Genomic DNA, 15,717 nt, shown 5'->3' with positions numbered 1-15,717 from the left:
CAAATGTTGATCAAAGTATTCGGAAGCTCAGTTTACGGAATCCAAGCCACCACTATCACCATTGAAGTAAATGCAGACCGCGGATCCAAATTCTTTTTGGTAGGTTTGCCCGACAATGCAGTGAAAGAAAGCCGGCAGAGGATAGAAGCCGCGCTAAAAAACAATGGCTTCAGATGGCCAGGCAGGCGAATTACGATCAATATGGCACCGGCTGACATTCGAAAAGAAGGCTCAGCTTACGATTTACCCCTTGCTGTAGGAATACTTGCCGCCAGTGAACAGGTGGAACTAAAAGATGCTGATCAATACATCCTAATGGGTGAGCTTTCGCTGGATGGAGGATTGATGCCAATCAAAGGAGCGCTCCCCATAGCAATTCAGGCAAGAAAAGAAGAGTTCAAAGGATTCATACTTCCAAAACAAAATGCCCGGGAAGCAGCCATTGTCAATAATCTTGATATCATAGGCGTCGAAAGCCTTAAGGATGTCATTGACTTTTTAAAAGGAAATCTGAATATTGAACCTCTGCGCATAGATACGCGCAAGGAATTTTCCCAGCACCTGGAAAAGATGGACATCGATTTTGCTGATGTAAAAGGACAAGAAAACATCAAACGGGCACTCGAAATTGCAGCTGCAGGTGGACACAATGTTTTATTGATAGGCCCGCCGGGTGCCGGAAAAACAATGCTTGCCAAAAGATTGCCTACAATACTGCCCCCCATGACACTCCACGAAGCACTGGAAACCACAAAAATTCATTCTGTAGCTGGTAAATTGGGTACCAACGTTGGTCTTATGACACAGCGCCCGTTCAGAGCCCCTCATCACTCGATTTCAGATGTAGCCTTAGTAGGTGGGGGGACCTTTCCGCAACCCGGGGAAATTAGCCTGGCCCATAATGGAGTATTATTTCTCGATGAGTTACCCGAATTCAAACGCAGCGTACTCGAAGTCATGCGCCAGCCCATGGAAGAACGTCGGGTCACCATTAGCCGCGCCCGATTTGCCGTGGAATTTCCGGCCGGTTTCATGCTGGTAGCCAGTATGAATCCTTGCCCCTGCGGTTACTACAATCATCCCACCAAAGATTGTGTATGTGCACCAGGAGTAGTAGAAAAATATCTCAACAAAATCTCTGGACCCTTACTGGATCGAATAGACCTACATGTAGAAGTCACACCAGTTAGTTTCGATGAGCTCTCTCATACCAGGCCCGCAGAAAAAAGTGCGGATATCCGTGAACGGGTAATAAGGGCCAGGAATCTTCAAAACCAACGTTACCTGGCAGAAGAAGGCATTTATTGCAACGCCCAAATGACTTCCAAACACCTCCGGAAATATTGTGAAATTTCTGAAGAAGGTAAAAAACTTCTGAAATTAGCTATGGACAAGCTCACACTCTCAGCAAGAGCCTACGACAGAATCCTCAAAGTTTCCAGAACTATCGCTGACCTGGATGGTTCCGAGCACATTCAAAACCACCACCTGGCCGAAGCCATCAACTATAGAAATCTCGACCGTGAAAACTGGGCACACTCCAAATAATTACGGAAACTATATTTTTGGCCAATGAAATTTTCTCTAGAACAAATTGCTGCCATCCTCGGCGGTGAGGTGGAGGGCGACCCGAAAGCTATAGTCTCCAAACTGGATAAAATCGAAACAGCCAGCAAAAACGCCCTAACCTTCCTGGCCAACCCACAATACACTCCATATATCTACACCACTGGAGCCACGGCAGTCGTAGTAAGTCGCGATTTCAAACCTGAAAAAAAGGTTAAAGCGAATCTCATCAGGGTAGAAAATCCCTATGAGTCATTCGCCAAACTGCTTGAAATGATCGACCAGGTAAAATATAACCTAAATGGAGTACATCCAACCGCTGTGATCGAAGATGAAGTTGAAATCGGCGAAAACGTGTATATCGGAGCTCACGTCTATGTAGGAAAAGGGGCAAAAATCGGAGACAATACCAAAATTTTCCCACAGACTTACATTGGAGATTTTTCAGAAATCGGACAAAATACCATTATCAAACCCGGGGTGAAAATTTTGCACTATTGCAAAGTTGGCAACAATTGCCACCTCCACACAGGTGTGATTGTCGGCAGTGACGGTTTTGGATTTGCACCCGGAGGTGAAGGCTACCGGAAAGTACCTCAGACCGGAAACGTAATAATTGAAGACGACGTGGAAATCGGAGCTAACTCCACCATTGACAGAGCTACTCTAGGCAGCACTATCATCAGAAAAGGAGTAAAACTTGATAACCTCATACAAGTGGCACACAATGTGGAAATAGGAGAGCACACTGTAATTGCGGCTATGACAGGAGTAGCAGGCAGCACCAAAATAGGAGCGCATTGCATGATCGGCGGGCAGGTTGGTATCGCAGGACATTTGAAAATTGGAAATTATGTGAAAATTGCAGCTCAGTCAGGAATCATGAATGATGTGCAGGACCATTCGGTAGTAATGGGGTCTCCGGCTTTTGAGATCCATGAATATCGAAAGGCTTATGTTTATTTCAGACAACTTCCAAAACTCATCAAGGAAATCCAACAAAAATTCAAAAAAAATGGCTAAGCAACGCACCATCGCCAGACCAATCACCTTCGAAGGCATAGGACTGCACACCGGTCACAAGGTAACCATGACACTTTACCCGGCAGATGTTAACAAAGGCTTATGCTTCAAACGAACTGACCTTCCCCAGCAGATTGCCATTCCAGCCCTTGCAAATTTTGTTTCCAGTACAGACCGGGGTACAGCCCTGAAAAAAGAAAATACAGTAATCTATACCGTAGAACATATCCTAGCCGCTTTGTCAGGATGTGAAATCGACAACTGCGAAATTCACCTCAATGGCCCGGAACCGCCTATTATGGATGGAAGTGCATGGCCATTTGTAGAAAAAATACTTGAAACTGGCATTGTAGAACAAGATGAAGAAATTAGCTATTATGAAATTATCGATGTAATCAAATTCCAGGACCGCCAGAAAGGCATAGAAATCATTGCTCTTCCAGCCGATGAGTTTCAAGTGACCGTATTGGTAGATTATGAAACAAAAGTGCTGGGCACTCAAAATGCCGTGATGGAAAAAATCACCGATTTCCCGTCAGAAATCGCCAAAGCCCGTACTTTTAGCTTTCTGCACGAGCTGGAATATTTGCTTGACAATGGTCTTATCAAAGGAGGTGACTTGAACAATGCCATCGTGTATGTGGACAAAAAGCCCTCGGAAGAAACTATGGCAAAGCTTCAAAAAGCCTTTGGAAAAAAGAAAGTATCCGTCACAGAAAATGGCATACTGGACAACCTGGAACTCTACTACCCCAACGAAGCCGCCCGCCATAAACTTCTGGATGTAATAGGAGATCTTACCCTCTGTGGAAGAAAAATCAAAGGACACATCATAGCTAAAAGACCAGGCCACAAAGCCAACACAGAATTTGCCAAAATTCTTTTCACAAAAATCAAACAGGAAAAATCTCAGGCACCTAAATATGATCCTAACCAGCCTCCTGTAAAGGACGTTGTAGAAATCATGAAAATGCTACCCCACAGGCCTCCGTTTCTTTTGGTAGACAAAATCATATACCTCGACAATGTATCCGTGGTAGGTGTGAAGTCTGTCACGATGAACGAACCTTTTTTCGTAGGGCACTTCCCGGGTGCACCCGTCATGCCGGGCGTACTCCAGGTAGAAGCCATGGCCCAGGTAGGCGGCATCTTCGCACTAAGCACTGTACCAGATCCTCATAACTATCTCACCTATTTTCTCAAGCTCGATGAAGTCAAGTTTAAACAAAAAGTAGTACCCGGTGATACCTTACTCTTTAAACTCCAACTCCTAGAACCCATTCGAAGAGGTATTGTGCGAATGCGGGGCGAAGCTTTTGTGGGTAATAAACTTGTAATGGAGGCTCAATTAACTGCACAGATTGTAAAAGAAAGAAACGATTAACGACAATGACCCAACCCTTGGCTTATGTACACCCATCGGCACAAATAGCCGACAATGTGGTGATTGAACCCTTTACAGTCATTCATAAAAACGTAGTCATAGAAGAGGGAACCTGGATCGGTTCCAATGTGACCATCTTTCCCGGGGCCCGAATTGGAAAAAACTGCCGGATATTTCCGGGTGCTGTCATTTCGGCAATCCCTCAGGACTTAAAGTATGAAGGAGAAGATACGACAGTGATTATTGGCGATCACACCACCATCCGGGAATGTGTCACAATAAACAAAGGCACTAAAGCTCAAGGTTTCACGAAAATCGGCGACCATGTACTGGTGATGGCCTATGCACACATTGCACATGATTGCTTGATTGGGAATCATGTCATTCTGGTCAATGGGACCACACTAGCCGGTCATGTAGTGATCGATGACCATGCCATACTCGGTGGACTAAGTGCTGTGCACCAGTTTGTACACATCGGTGCCCACAGCATGATAGGTGGAGGAAGCCTTGTGCGTAAGGACGTTCCACCCTATGTAAAAGCCGCTAAAGAACCTCTTTCCTACGTAGGCATTAACTCCATAGGCCTTCGGAGAAGAGGGTTTTCCAACGAAAAAATCAATCATATCCAGAACATTTACAGAATTCTTTTTCAAAAGAATTACAACTATTCCCAGGCTCTGGAAATCATTGAAATGGAAATTGAACCTTCGGACGAACGAGATGAAATCATTTCATTTATCCGTAATTCGCAGAGGGGTTTAATGAAAGGATACACCGTTGCAAGAAATTCTTCTAAAAGCTCAGAACCTTTCTAAGCAGTTTGGCCATCACCTCATATTCAGTGAGGTAAACTTCGAGTTAAAAGGGCCAGGCCTGTATGCCATCACCGGCAGCAATGGAAGTGGAAAATCCACATTATTGAAGATTCTGGCAGGCATTATGGCTCCTTCTTCCGGCCAGGTTACCTTCCGCTGTAATGAGTACAACATTACAGACGAATATTATAAACATCTTAGTTACGCAGCTCCTTATCAGGAACTTCCTGAAGAGTTGACCCTTGGAGAGCTCGTGCAATTTTACGGTTCCTTTCGCTCCTTAAATATTAAAACAAGTGAGCTATATCAACACTTCCAACTGCCCGATACAGGTGATAAAATCCTTAAAACCTTTTCTTCTGGAATGAAGCAAAGGGTACGTCTGGGATTGGCCCTATTGACAGAAGCAAACATCACTTTCCTCGATGAGCCCACCTCCAACCTCGACAGGCAGGGCATTGAGTGGTACCAGCATCTGCTAAGTAAAAAAAGGAATGAACGATTGATCATTGTGGCCAGCAATACACAGAGAGAAGAATATCCGGACCCATTGGCAATTTTTGAAATTGAATAAGTGAGCACTACTTGTTATTGTGCGCACCAATATTTTCATTTTAAAATCTTTTTGATCAAGTTCACTTTATTGCCAAAAGGTGGATATCTGAGCGGTATGTCGATCCATGTGGATTTATAGAGCACACTGCGCTCGTGGGAGAAGCATTCAAAACTTCGTTTGCCGTGATAATTGCCCATCCCACTGTTGCCAACTCCGCCAAAAGGCAAGTGTTCATTCGCTACTTGCATCACCACCTCGTTTACTGCAGCTGAACCGGAGAAGGTTTTGGTAAGAATTTCACTCTGTTCCTCTTTGTCCTCTGAAAAAATGTAAAGTGCAAGGGGCTTGGGTCTTTCGTTGATAAATGCAATGACATTTTGTAAGGATTCAAATGTCATTACCGGCAATACGGGACCAAATATTTCCTCCTGCATCACCGGATCTTCAGGCGAAACCTCCACTATTGTAGGCTCAATAAATCTGCGCTCCAGATCTACTTTTCCCCCATGTATTACTTTAGACATTTGAATATATCCTGCAATCCGCTCTGCATGAAGTCGACTGACGATAGCCGGATAATCCGGATTTTTATCTATCTGATTGCCGTAAAATTTGGAAATATAAAATTTCATTCGGTCCACAAGGCGGTCCTTCACAGCAGAATGTACCAGCAGATAGTCCGGTGCAATGCAGGTTTGACCTGCATTGATCAGTTTTCCCCAGATGATTCGCCGGGCTGAAACTTCTACATTGGCATGTCTGGTTACTATTGTAGGGCTTTTGCCACCAAGTTCCAACACCACTGGTGTCAGATGTCTGGCTGCTGCCTCGTATACAATTTTCCCTACTCTCGGACTGCCGGTAAAAAAGATTATATCCCATTTCTCCTCCAGCAAAGCTTTGGAAACATCCGGCCCCCCTGGCACCACTTTTACATGGGAATCTGAAAAGGCCATTGAGATGATTTTTTCTACAACTTCTGCTACCGTAGGCGTAAATTCAGAGGGCTTTATCACAGCAGTGTTACCGGCAGAAACGGCTCCTACCAATGGCATCATGACCAGCTGAAATGGATAATTCCAAGGAGCTATAATCAGGGTCTGGCCATAAGGTTGTGGCTCAATTCGGCTTGTGGACCAAAAGTGTATGAGCTGATTGGTTGGTACCCGTTTTCCTCTCATCCAGGATCTGAGATGCCTGCGGTGCAAATCAATTTCCTGGTAGACAATGCCTATTTCAGTGGCCCAGGCTTCAAAGGCTGATTTCCTTAGGTCTTTATGCAAAGCCTCCAGTATATCGCTTTCGTAATTTTGGATGGCTTCTTTCAAGGATGACAAGGCATTAATCCTAAATTCAGCAGTAAGGGTATGACCTTCGGAAAAAAAATTCTTTTGCTTTCGGACTAGCCCGCCAAAATCATGCATTTGCTGTGTGAGCGTACTCATGAGTATGTTTTTAATTAGAAACAGATTATCGGAAAAATGTTTAGTTTCTCCGTCCTATTCGCACAATTTCATCATAATAAAAAATAGCTCCACTGGTGGTCTGTATGTACGAACGGTAGTGAATGTTGTCATCTAACGTCTGCTCATAGCTGGGCACATTCTTGTGATAATTGCTCATATAAGTGAATCCGATGGAACTATTGCCGCGAGCCATATTTGTTTTTAATTGGCTGTAAACGTCTTTAAGAACTAGATGGACCTTGTTGTTTGTCTGTGCTTTCTGATACTTGCTCACCTCACCGCCGGCTTCTGTTGAATCTTCAGCCGACGGATGGTAGGCGCCAACTGGCGCAAGATCAGAAAATGACTCCGAATTCTGCGCCGTTGTAAACGCCAGGTTCATCAACCCAACCAGCATAAGCACCATAAGTCTCATATCGTTCTTTTTTAACAAAAAAACCGCTCATTGTGAGAGCGGTTTAAATGTAGTGAAGAATTTTTAGTTGCCCCAACCAAATCCGAAATAATCCGGTCGTCCATCGGGCCTGATGCCTTGTATCAACACACCTTCCCCGGTTTTCAGACCTCTCAGTACATTTTGAAACTCTTCCAGATTTCTTACCGGACGATTGTTGGCAGAAACGATTATAAATCCCTCAGGAACACCGATTTTTTTAAACTTTCCACCTGGTTGTACAGAGGTCACTTTAATGCCGTATTGAACATTGTATTTGCGCTTGTCCTCAGCGGAGAGATTCTCCAATTTTGCGCCTAACAGGTTTTCTATAGACATTTCGTCTTTCTTCACAATCTGAGTAGTGCCGTGGATATTTCGAAGTTTTACTTTAAAATCTCTGCGTTTTTCGTCACGTACTATGGTGACCACAACCTCTTCACCAGGTCTTTTCCTTCCGATAATTTCTTGTAATTCAGAGGTTTTGCTTATTTCTTTACCATCAACACCCACAATGATATCCCCTTTGCGTATGCCGGCAGCCTGTGCAGCTCCATTGTCTGTTACGTCATTGATGTATACCCCTCTGGTCAGTTTTATGCTAAGCTCTCTGGCCAATGCGGGGGACAAATCCGTGATGGATACACCCAGAAAAGCTCTCTGTACCTGACCGTATTCGATGAGGTCTTCCATTACCTTTTTTACGATGTTAGACGGTACGGCAAAGCTGTACCCTTCAAATGAACCTCTGGTAGAGGATATAGCTGTATTTATACCTACCAATTCGCCCCTTGTGTTTACCAATGCGCCCCCGCTGTTTCCTGGATTTACAGCTGCATCGGTCTGGATAAAGGCTTCAATGGGAAACTTATCAGCAATTATATTGATGTTTCTTCCTTTAGCGCTGACAATCCCTGCTGTTACTGTTCCGGTCAGGTTAAATGGATTACCGACGGCCAGTACCCACTGCCCTACCCTGATTTCATCGCTGTTGGCAAATTTGATAAATGACAAATTGTCAGCATCTATTTTGAGCAAAGCAATGTCAGTAGCCGGGTCCGTGCCTACCACTTTTGCCTGCATCTCCCGGTTGTCGTGTAATACCACGTTGATTTCATCGGCGTTCGCTATTACGTGGTTATTGGTTACAATGTAGCCATTAGCTGATACTATTACCCCGCTGCCGGTCCCTTGCTGGCGAATATCAGGCATTTGACTTCTGCCGAAAAACAGTTCTTCGATCGGATTGAGTTGCCTGCCTCTGATGGTCGAGGTTGTTTTCACGTGTACTACACATGGTAGGGTCATTTCAGCTGCGGCTATAAAATCCCCGTCCTCAGGCGCTGCCAGAGAGGTTCTAACAGCTGTGTTATATCCCTCCTCACGTATGATTTTTACTTCAGGTTTTTCAAAGAATGCTTTATAACCTATTAATGTGAGTGCGCCGGCAAGTACGGCAAAGGTGATCTGTGCCAGTGTTTTTTTCATATGTATAGTGATTTTTTATGGGTTTCTTTTTGCCAAAAACTGTTCCAAGGGTTTTTTTATTGAGTTCAACTCTGAGCGCTGTAGCATTATTGAAAATTTCGGAGTTGAAGTTCTTCGACTATTTTCAGCGCTTCTGACACATGCGATGCAGGCGCCAGGTTGCTTTTATAAGCCCAGGCTATTTTTCCGTCCAGTCCGATGATATAGGTAATTCTGGAAAAAAATATGCTCAGGAAGCCTACAGGCACCTTGTAGCTTTTTCGGATCGTACCATCTGGATCCGAGCATAGATGAAAGGGCAGCGAATAATTCCCGGCAAACTTTTTATGAGATTCTTCAGAATCGGCTGATATACCAATTACTTCCGCTCCATACTCCATAAATTGCTCATATTCATCCCTGAAACTGCAGGCTTGCACTGTGCAACCCGGCGTAAAATCCTTTGGATAAAAATAAAGCACTACAATTTTTTTCCCGACAAAATCAGAAAGCTGTATGGTTTTACCCTTCTGATTGATACACTTAAATTCAGGAGCATCAGTACCTATATTCAGCATCACCGTTGCAATCGGTTTACAAATCTCGAAAGTAGGTTAGCATCCATTAATAGCTAAAATCCACCATCGATAGCCAGCGCTTATATCCGGTCAAATCAGATGACATTATTGGCAGAAAAAGCGATGTTTAATGTTATAATTGTGTCAATTCGGCATTATTCGTAAAAAAATGTCCGGTGGCACAGGGATTGACAAATTCAAGTACAACATTTTTAAAAATCGGAAATTATGAGCAAAATAATAGGTATCGATCTGGGAACTACCAACTCATGTGTGGCCGTGATGGAGGGTAATGAACCGGTAGTAATCCCAAACAGTGAAGGTAAACGCACTACCCCCTCGGTGGTGGCATTTGTAGATGGAGGTGAGCGCAAGGTAGGGGATCCGGCCAAGCGCCAGGCTATAACAAATCCCAAAAAGACCATTTACTCAATCAAGAGATTTATGGGCCGCACTTACGACGAGTGCCTCAATGAAGCCGCCCGGGTTCCGTACAAAGTTGTAAAGGGTGATAACAATACCCCCCGTGTAGAAATAGAAGGCCGCCATTATACACCTCAGGAAATTTCAGCTATGATTCTTCAGAAAATGAAGAAAACCGCTGAGGATTATCTGGGTACTACTGTCACAGAAGCCGTGATCACCGTGCCCGCCTACTTCAACGACGCCCAGCGCCAGGCCACAAAAGAAGCCGGAGAAATCGCAGGCCTGAAAGTCCGAAGAATCATCAACGAACCCACTGCTGCAGCTCTGGCCTATGGCATCGATAAAAAAGGTAAAGACATGAAAATCGTAGTTTTCGACTGCGGTGGGGGTACTCACGATGTGTCCGTTCTAGAACTTGGTGATGGAGTCTTTGAAGTAAGGGCTACAGATGGTGATACACACCTGGGAGGTGATGACTTTGACCAAGTAATCATCGACTGGCTGGCTGATTCCTTTAAAAATGAAGAGGGCGTAGACCTGCGCAATGACCCTATGGCGCTGCAAAGACTCAAAGATGCTGCCGAAAAAGCAAAAATCGAGCTCTCTTCATCATCAACTACCGAAATTAATCTGCCCTACATAACCGCTACCCCGTCAGGTCCCAAACACCTGGTCAAAACTTTGACCAGAGCACAATTCGAACAACTGTCGCATCAACTGATCCAACGCACCATCGAACCGTGCCGCACAGCTTTACAAAAGGCCGGATTAACTGTAAACGACATCGACGAGGTAATCCTCGTAGGTGGAAGCACCCGAATACCAGCTATTCAGGAAGCCGTGCGAAAATTCTTTGGAAAAGAACCTTCAAAAGGTGTGAACCCTGACGAAGTAGTAGCAATAGGTGCAGCTATACAGGGCGGTGTACTCAGTGGAGATGTAAAAGACGTACTGCTGCTGGATGTGACTCCCCTATCACTTGGTATCGAAACACTGGGAGGCGTCTTCACCAAACTCATTGAAGCCAATACCACAATTCCTACCAAGAAAAGCGAAATCTTCTCCACAGCAGCCGACAATCAGCCCTCAGTAGAAATCCACGTGCTGCAAGGTGAAAGACCCATGGCCAAAGACAACAAAACCATCGGACGTTTCCATCTCGACAATATACCTCCGGCACCCAGAGGTGTACCCAAAATCGAAGTTACTTTTGACATCGATGCCAACGGTATTCTGAATGTATCGGCCAAAGACCTGGGTACCGGCAGAGCTCAAAGCATCAGAATAGAAGCCTCTTCAGGCCTTACCAAAGAAGAAATCGAAAGAATGCGTCGCGAAGCCGAGCTCAATGCTGAGGCAGACCGCAAAGCCAAAGAAAGAGCCGATAAACTGGTAGCTGCTGACTCTACCATCTTCCAGACTGAAAACCAATTGAAAGAATACGGAGACAAAATAGACCCGGCTACCAAGTCTGAAATTGAAAGTGCTCTGGCTGAACTCAAACAAGCCCACAGCGTACAAGACATCGAAAAAATTGACAGCGCCCTTACAAAACTCAATCAGGCATGGACTAAAGCCTCACAAACCATGTACTCAAATCAGGGCAATGCCTCAACCGGTGCCAATACTTCAGCAAATACCACATCAGACAGCTCCGATGGAGTTTCTGATGTAGAATACGAAGAAGTAACAGACAATAAATAACTGAACCTATTTCAAAAGCTGAACCTATTTCAAAAGCTGAACCTATTTCAAAAGCTGAACCTATTTCAAAAACCGCCCTGTCCTCCAAACGGGCGGTTTTTTTTTCCTAAAAACAACAAACAAGCGCTCCTCTATTTTTTTAAAAGACAACGATTTGATAGATCACCGGAGTACTCTGGCTGATAATGGGATGCTTGTCTCTCAGAAATTCATCCATAAGCTTTTCGCTGTAATGCCTAACGGTAAACAACGTGGCTTCGGGCCGGTAAGATATCGTGAAATGCATCTTCAAATCCTCAAGCAACATCGGTACATTGACTGGATCGTGATTGATGACAAAAGTAGAACTCGTTGCTGTGTTTTGAGTCAGATTTACTCGTATACCATAGCGGTGAAAAGTGGCGTAAATCTGGCTTAAATGCTCTTCTACAATAAACGCCAGATCGGTCGTACTTACATTCAATACTGCCTGATTGGTCTTACGGATAAAACAAGGTACCATAGGTTCCAAAGAACTCCCGTTCTGTATCTCCGTGCCTTCTGCCTCTGGTCTTGCAAAGGACTTTACCATCAAGGGTATGTTTTTTTGCTTCAAAGGCTGTATGGTCTTGGGATGAATGACAGATGCCCCGTAATAGGCCAATTCTATTGCTTCCGAGAAGCTGATTTTGCGCAGCAGTACAGTGTCTTCAAATACCTTCGGATCGCCATTGAGCACTCCGGGCACATCCTTCCAAATGGTCACACTCTCAGCATCCAAGCAGTAAGCTACAATGGCCGCTGTGTAATCACTCCCCTCTCTTCCCAAAGTAGTTGAGTGATAATTGTCGTCGCTTCCTATAAATCCTTGTATCACATATCGGCCTTTGGCATTTCTGATCGCCTGTTTGAGCAGAATTTCAGTAAAACTCCAGTTGACCTTGGCAAAGCGATAATTCTGATCGGTTTTTATCAGCTTTCGTGCATCAAGCCATGTGTTTTCAATCCCTATCTCAGACAAATACGCACTTACTATTCGGGTGCTTAAAATTTCTCCATAGCTCACGATGCGATCGTAGATCAGATTGTAATCGACCTCAGGTTTTGTCTGGCAAATCAGCTTTAGCTGATAAAATACATGCTCTACCTCTTCATAAACCAGATGCTGGCGCATAGGAAATAACTCTTCCATGATGCTGTAGTGGTATTGCCTGATCGATTCGAGCTTTTCAGCGTATCCGTCCGCACGATGGTAGTAAAGTTGTACCACCTCCTCCAGTGCATTGGTCGTCTTGCCCATGGCCGAAACCACCACCACAAGCCCGTCATCCTGGTACAACTGGATAATCTTGGCAATATTCCGTACACCCTCAGGGTCTTTTACCGATGCTCCTCCAAATTTGAATACTTTCATAGTTACATCTTATTGATTGTTAAAGCACTATTTTTCCGTTCCACCAGGTGGTGTCAATTTCAGCTTTCCATTTTTTGTAAAAATTCAGAGCTGGCTCGTTCCAGTCCAGTACCTGCCAGTTCAGACTGTAGTAGCCTTTGGCCTTTGCATATTCAATCAAAGTGCTGAACAATCGGCTTCCTATCCCGCTGCGCCTGTACAGCTCTCGTACCACAATGTCTTCCAGATAGAGGCAGCGCCCCTTCCAGGTGCTGTAACGTTCGTAGCAGAGTGCCATGCCTACGATATCGCTTTCATCCACAGCAACCCACAGCTTGAAACGTCCGGCCTCGAAATCCTCCTGAAGTTTCGCTTCAGTATTTATTACCTCTTCGGCTGCTCTCTCATAGGCTGCCAGTTCTTTGATGAGGTCTAATACTGCCGGTAAATCCTCCTTTCTACCTTCCCTTACTGCGATTTTTTTAGTGTTCATACAGCTGGTTTTCAAAGATTTTCGAACAATCTAAAGTAGTAGCCAGCAAATCGTCCAAGGTCTGCCGGCGACTGATTAGGTAATCTGTACCCCCGTAAAGCAGCACTTCAGCCGGCTTTAATCGTGCATTGTAGTTGCTCGCCATGCTGTAGAGGTAAGCCCCGGCGTTCAAAAAACAAAGAATGTCACCCTCTCTCACTTCGGGAAGTGGTCTGTCCCAGGCAAAAGTGTCGGTTTCACAGATATAGCCTACCACAGTGTAGATACGCTCTGTACCTAAAGGATTGCTCAGGTTGAGAATGTGGTGGTAGGCATCGTAAAACATGGGCCTTATAAAATGGTTAAATCCGGAATTTACCCCGGCAAATACAGTGGCGGTTGTGTGCTTGATTACATTAACCTTTACCAGAAAGTAGCCTGCTTCGCTCACCAGCCACTTTCCCGGCTCAAAAACCAGTGAAAGCTCCTTGCCATATTGATTGCAAAAGTCCTTGAACATTGCACCCATTTTTTCACCCAATTCTTCTACATGAGTGCCTTTCTCTCCCGGTCTGTAGGGCACTTTAAAACCCGAGCCAAAGTCTATATATTCCAAATCAGAAAATTCGAAGGCAAGGTCCAGCAATATCTGAGCCCCTCTTAAAAACACATCCACATCCAGAATGTCGCTCCCCGTATGCATATGAAGGCCATTCACCCTTATGTGGTAGTGCTTTAGGATGCGCTGCAAATGCCTTACCTGATGAATCGAAATGCCAAATTTAGAGTCGATATGTCCGGTGGAAATTTTCTGATGGCCTCCAGCCATAATGTGGGGATTCATACGCACACATACCGGTACCGAATTCCCATATCTGCCGCCAAACTGCTCCAATACAGACAAGTTGTCGATATTAATTCTGACACCCAGCTCCACAGCCTCAGCAATTTCACCTATATCCACGCAATTGGGCGTAAACAAAATCTCCTGTGGCTCAAATCCGGCCATCAGTCCTAATTTTACTTCCTCAATCGAAACAGTATCCAGCCCTGTTCCCATGTTTTTAAACAGGCGCATCACATTCAGATTGCCCAGTGCTTTACAGGCATAGTTAAATTTTACTCTCTGCCCTTTGAAAGCATTGCAAAGCCTATCGTATTGTTTCTTCATGATGCCGGCATCGTACACAAAAAGAGGTGTCCCATACCTGTCTGCCAGGTCAAGCAACTGTTCGGTTGGAATTTGATGGTTCATTGGTTTATGATTAGATTTCTCAAATTTTACTCGGAATAAAAAAGCCGGAAATTCCCATCAGGAACATCCGGCTTTTGCCCCGAAATATCTCCGGGGCACTAGCGTTTCTTCAATTCAGCTTTCACATTATCTGTAGAGCTTCCGTCGTTTACGCTAAACTGAAGGCTTATTACCGTATAATTCTGATTAGCCGTACCAGAACCTGATAGAGTCAGGCCGGTACGGGTCTGTACCGGAATTTCCAAACTTCTGCCACTCACCAGTGCTGTGGTCGTAAAATTGGGCCCCTGAGCATACAAGCCTCTGATGATGAGGTTATTGGCCAACTCTCCCAAATCTATGGTCACCGTGTATGACTGGGGAGCAAAATCCCCTTCGGTTTCTTTTACATCCCATGTACCGGTATAGTTGAGCCTTGGATCGTTGATATCAAAATCATCCCTTTCGCAGCTTAACAGCGCAAAGGAGGTAGAAAGTGTCAGAAGTAAGAGGGTCTTTCTCACCAAACTGCCTTTTCAGATTGCAAAAGTAAAATTTTTACTTCTGTTGTCCTGAAGTGTACCGCTGATTTAATCTTTTAACCACCTCATCGGTGATGTCAAAATCTGCCTTTCCATAGAGAATGGTACCTGCAGCATCATAGGTAAGCACCAGGTCTAAGCCGGCCTCTTTCGCCAGCTGATCCACCACCTCGTCCAGGTCCTTTTTGATGATGGCATTCAGCTTAGCCTCCTCGGCCAGCAATTCCTGTGCACGCGCATCTCTGTACCGTATCAGTTCCTGCTGCTTATTCATCAGGTCCGCTTCTGCAGCCTGCAGCTCTCGCGGGCTTAGATTCTTAGCTTCTTTTTCCAGTTCTCTGTAGTTTTCTTCAAAAATTTTAGTCCTGCGTGCCATATCAGCCTCCAAAGACTTGTACTTCTGCTCAAGTTGTTTTTTGAGCTCTTTATGATGCTCATAATTGGCCACCAGTGAATCCATTCGTACATAAGCCACCCTGAGGCCGATTATTTCGCCATTCATCTGTACATCTTTTTGCAGGATGGCAGCGGTTTTCGGTTCGTCCGCAGCCTCTTGGCTCCTAGGGCCCCTGTTTTGCAAAGCAAACAAGAGTATCACTCCACCTAAAGCCACTATGCTGATTGCCTTAAATACGTTGTCCATCAGTTGTCCGGTTTCGTTTTTGAAAAAAATCGC

Annotated in this window: 15 protein-coding genes; 6 read left to right on the top strand and 9 right to left on the bottom strand. The window is 44.7% G+C overall.

The window, feature by feature from the left end; genetic code table 11:
- The first annotated feature begins 3 nt into the window (after window positions 1-3).
- The 5 genes from DES35_RS06845 to DES35_RS06825 are packed head-to-tail and all read left to right on the top strand — an operon-like array spanning window position 4 to window position 5,365.
- Window positions 4-1,548, top strand: a complete 1,545-nt coding sequence (locus DES35_RS06845) for a YifB family Mg chelatase-like AAA ATPase (protein ID WP_114366179.1) — start codon at window positions 4-6, stop codon at window positions 1,546-1,548.
- Between the two features lie 24 nt (window positions 1,549-1,572).
- Window positions 1,573-2,589: a UDP-3-O-(3-hydroxymyristoyl)glucosamine N-acyltransferase gene (lpxD, locus tag DES35_RS06840; RefSeq protein WP_114366178.1), complete on the top strand. Its 1,017-nt coding sequence runs from the start codon at window positions 1,573-1,575 to the stop codon at window positions 2,587-2,589.
- Window positions 2,582-3,973 carry a bifunctional UDP-3-O-[3-hydroxymyristoyl] N-acetylglucosamine deacetylase/3-hydroxyacyl-ACP dehydratase gene (locus DES35_RS06835; protein WP_037357605.1) on the top strand — a complete coding sequence of 464 codons (1,392 nt, stop codon included), beginning with the start codon at window positions 2,582-2,584 and terminating at the stop codon, window positions 3,971-3,973. Before lpxD ends, DES35_RS06835 begins: the two co-directional genes overlap by 8 nt.
- Before the next feature lie 5 nt (window positions 3,974-3,978).
- Window positions 3,979-4,791 (top strand): acyl-ACP--UDP-N-acetylglucosamine O-acyltransferase, encoded by an 813-nt coding sequence (lpxA, locus tag DES35_RS06830; protein WP_037357405.1) that lies wholly within the window; start codon window positions 3,979-3,981, stop codon window positions 4,789-4,791.
- On the top strand, window positions 4,754-5,365 hold the full coding sequence (locus tag DES35_RS06825; RefSeq protein ID WP_051889207.1) for an ABC transporter ATP-binding protein: 612 nt from the start codon (window positions 4,754-4,756) through the stop codon (window positions 5,363-5,365). Before lpxA ends, DES35_RS06825 begins: the two co-directional genes overlap by 38 nt.
- A gap of 35 nt (window positions 5,366-5,400) precedes the next feature.
- On the opposite strand, the gene DES35_RS06820 is transcribed toward DES35_RS06825, so the two are convergent.
- The 4 genes from DES35_RS06820 to DES35_RS06805 form a co-directional block, all read right to left on the bottom strand.
- Complete coding sequence (locus tag DES35_RS06820; RefSeq protein WP_244906330.1) at window positions 5,401-6,792, bottom strand: aldehyde dehydrogenase; 1,392 nt, start codon at window positions 6,790-6,792, stop codon at window positions 5,401-5,403.
- Between the two features lie 40 nt (window positions 6,793-6,832).
- Complete coding sequence (locus tag DES35_RS06815) at window positions 6,833-7,228, bottom strand: hypothetical protein (protein ID WP_125039415.1); 396 nt, start codon at window positions 7,226-7,228, stop codon at window positions 6,833-6,835.
- A gap of 63 nt (window positions 7,229-7,291) precedes the next feature.
- Window positions 7,292-8,734: a Do family serine endopeptidase gene (locus DES35_RS06810; RefSeq protein ID WP_114366176.1), complete on the bottom strand. Its 1,443-nt coding sequence runs from the start codon at window positions 8,732-8,734 to the stop codon at window positions 7,292-7,294.
- An 86-nt stretch (window positions 8,735-8,820) separates the two neighbouring features.
- Window positions 8,821-9,291, bottom strand: coding sequence for a peroxiredoxin (locus tag DES35_RS06805; RefSeq protein ID WP_211306541.1), 471 nt, complete (start codon window positions 9,289-9,291; stop codon window positions 8,821-8,823).
- 228 nt (window positions 9,292-9,519) lie between these two features.
- Between DES35_RS06805 and dnaK the strand changes: the two genes are divergently transcribed.
- Window positions 9,520-11,421 carry a molecular chaperone DnaK gene (dnaK, locus tag DES35_RS06800; protein ID WP_114366174.1) on the top strand — a complete coding sequence of 634 codons (1,902 nt, stop codon included), beginning with the start codon at window positions 9,520-9,522 and terminating at the stop codon, window positions 11,419-11,421.
- Window positions 11,422-11,560: 139 nt separating this feature from the next.
- On the opposite strand, the gene DES35_RS06795 is transcribed toward dnaK, so the two are convergent.
- From DES35_RS06795 to DES35_RS06775, 5 genes are all read right to left on the bottom strand, one after another.
- The gene (locus DES35_RS06795; RefSeq protein ID WP_114366173.1) at window positions 11,561-12,814 is read right to left on the bottom strand and encodes an aspartate kinase; all 1,254 of its coding nucleotides are present in this window, start codon (window positions 12,812-12,814) and stop codon (window positions 11,561-11,563) included.
- A 19-nt stretch (window positions 12,815-12,833) separates the two neighbouring features.
- A complete protein-coding gene (locus tag DES35_RS06790; protein WP_114366172.1) occupies window positions 12,834-13,286 on the bottom strand; it encodes a GNAT family N-acetyltransferase in 453 nt (150 codons plus the stop codon).
- Window positions 13,276-14,508, bottom strand: a complete 1,233-nt coding sequence (gene lysA, locus DES35_RS06785) for a diaminopimelate decarboxylase (protein ID WP_371851080.1) — start codon at window positions 14,506-14,508, stop codon at window positions 13,276-13,278. Before lysA ends, DES35_RS06790 begins: the two co-directional genes overlap by 11 nt.
- A 110-nt stretch (window positions 14,509-14,618) precedes the next feature.
- Window positions 14,619-15,023, bottom strand: coding sequence for a hypothetical protein (locus tag DES35_RS06780; RefSeq protein WP_125039414.1), 405 nt, complete (start codon window positions 15,021-15,023; stop codon window positions 14,619-14,621).
- A gap of 34 nt (window positions 15,024-15,057) precedes the next feature.
- Complete coding sequence (locus tag DES35_RS06775; RefSeq protein WP_114366169.1) at window positions 15,058-15,684, bottom strand: OmpH family outer membrane protein; 627 nt, start codon at window positions 15,682-15,684, stop codon at window positions 15,058-15,060.
- Window positions 15,685-15,717 lie beyond the last annotated feature (33 nt).

The sequence above is a fragment of the Schleiferia thermophila genome (assembly GCF_003337435.1).
Lineage (GTDB): Bacteria > Bacteroidota > Bacteroidia > Flavobacteriales > Schleiferiaceae > Schleiferia > Schleiferia thermophila.
This window is presented reverse-complemented; position numbering and strand designations above follow the sequence as displayed.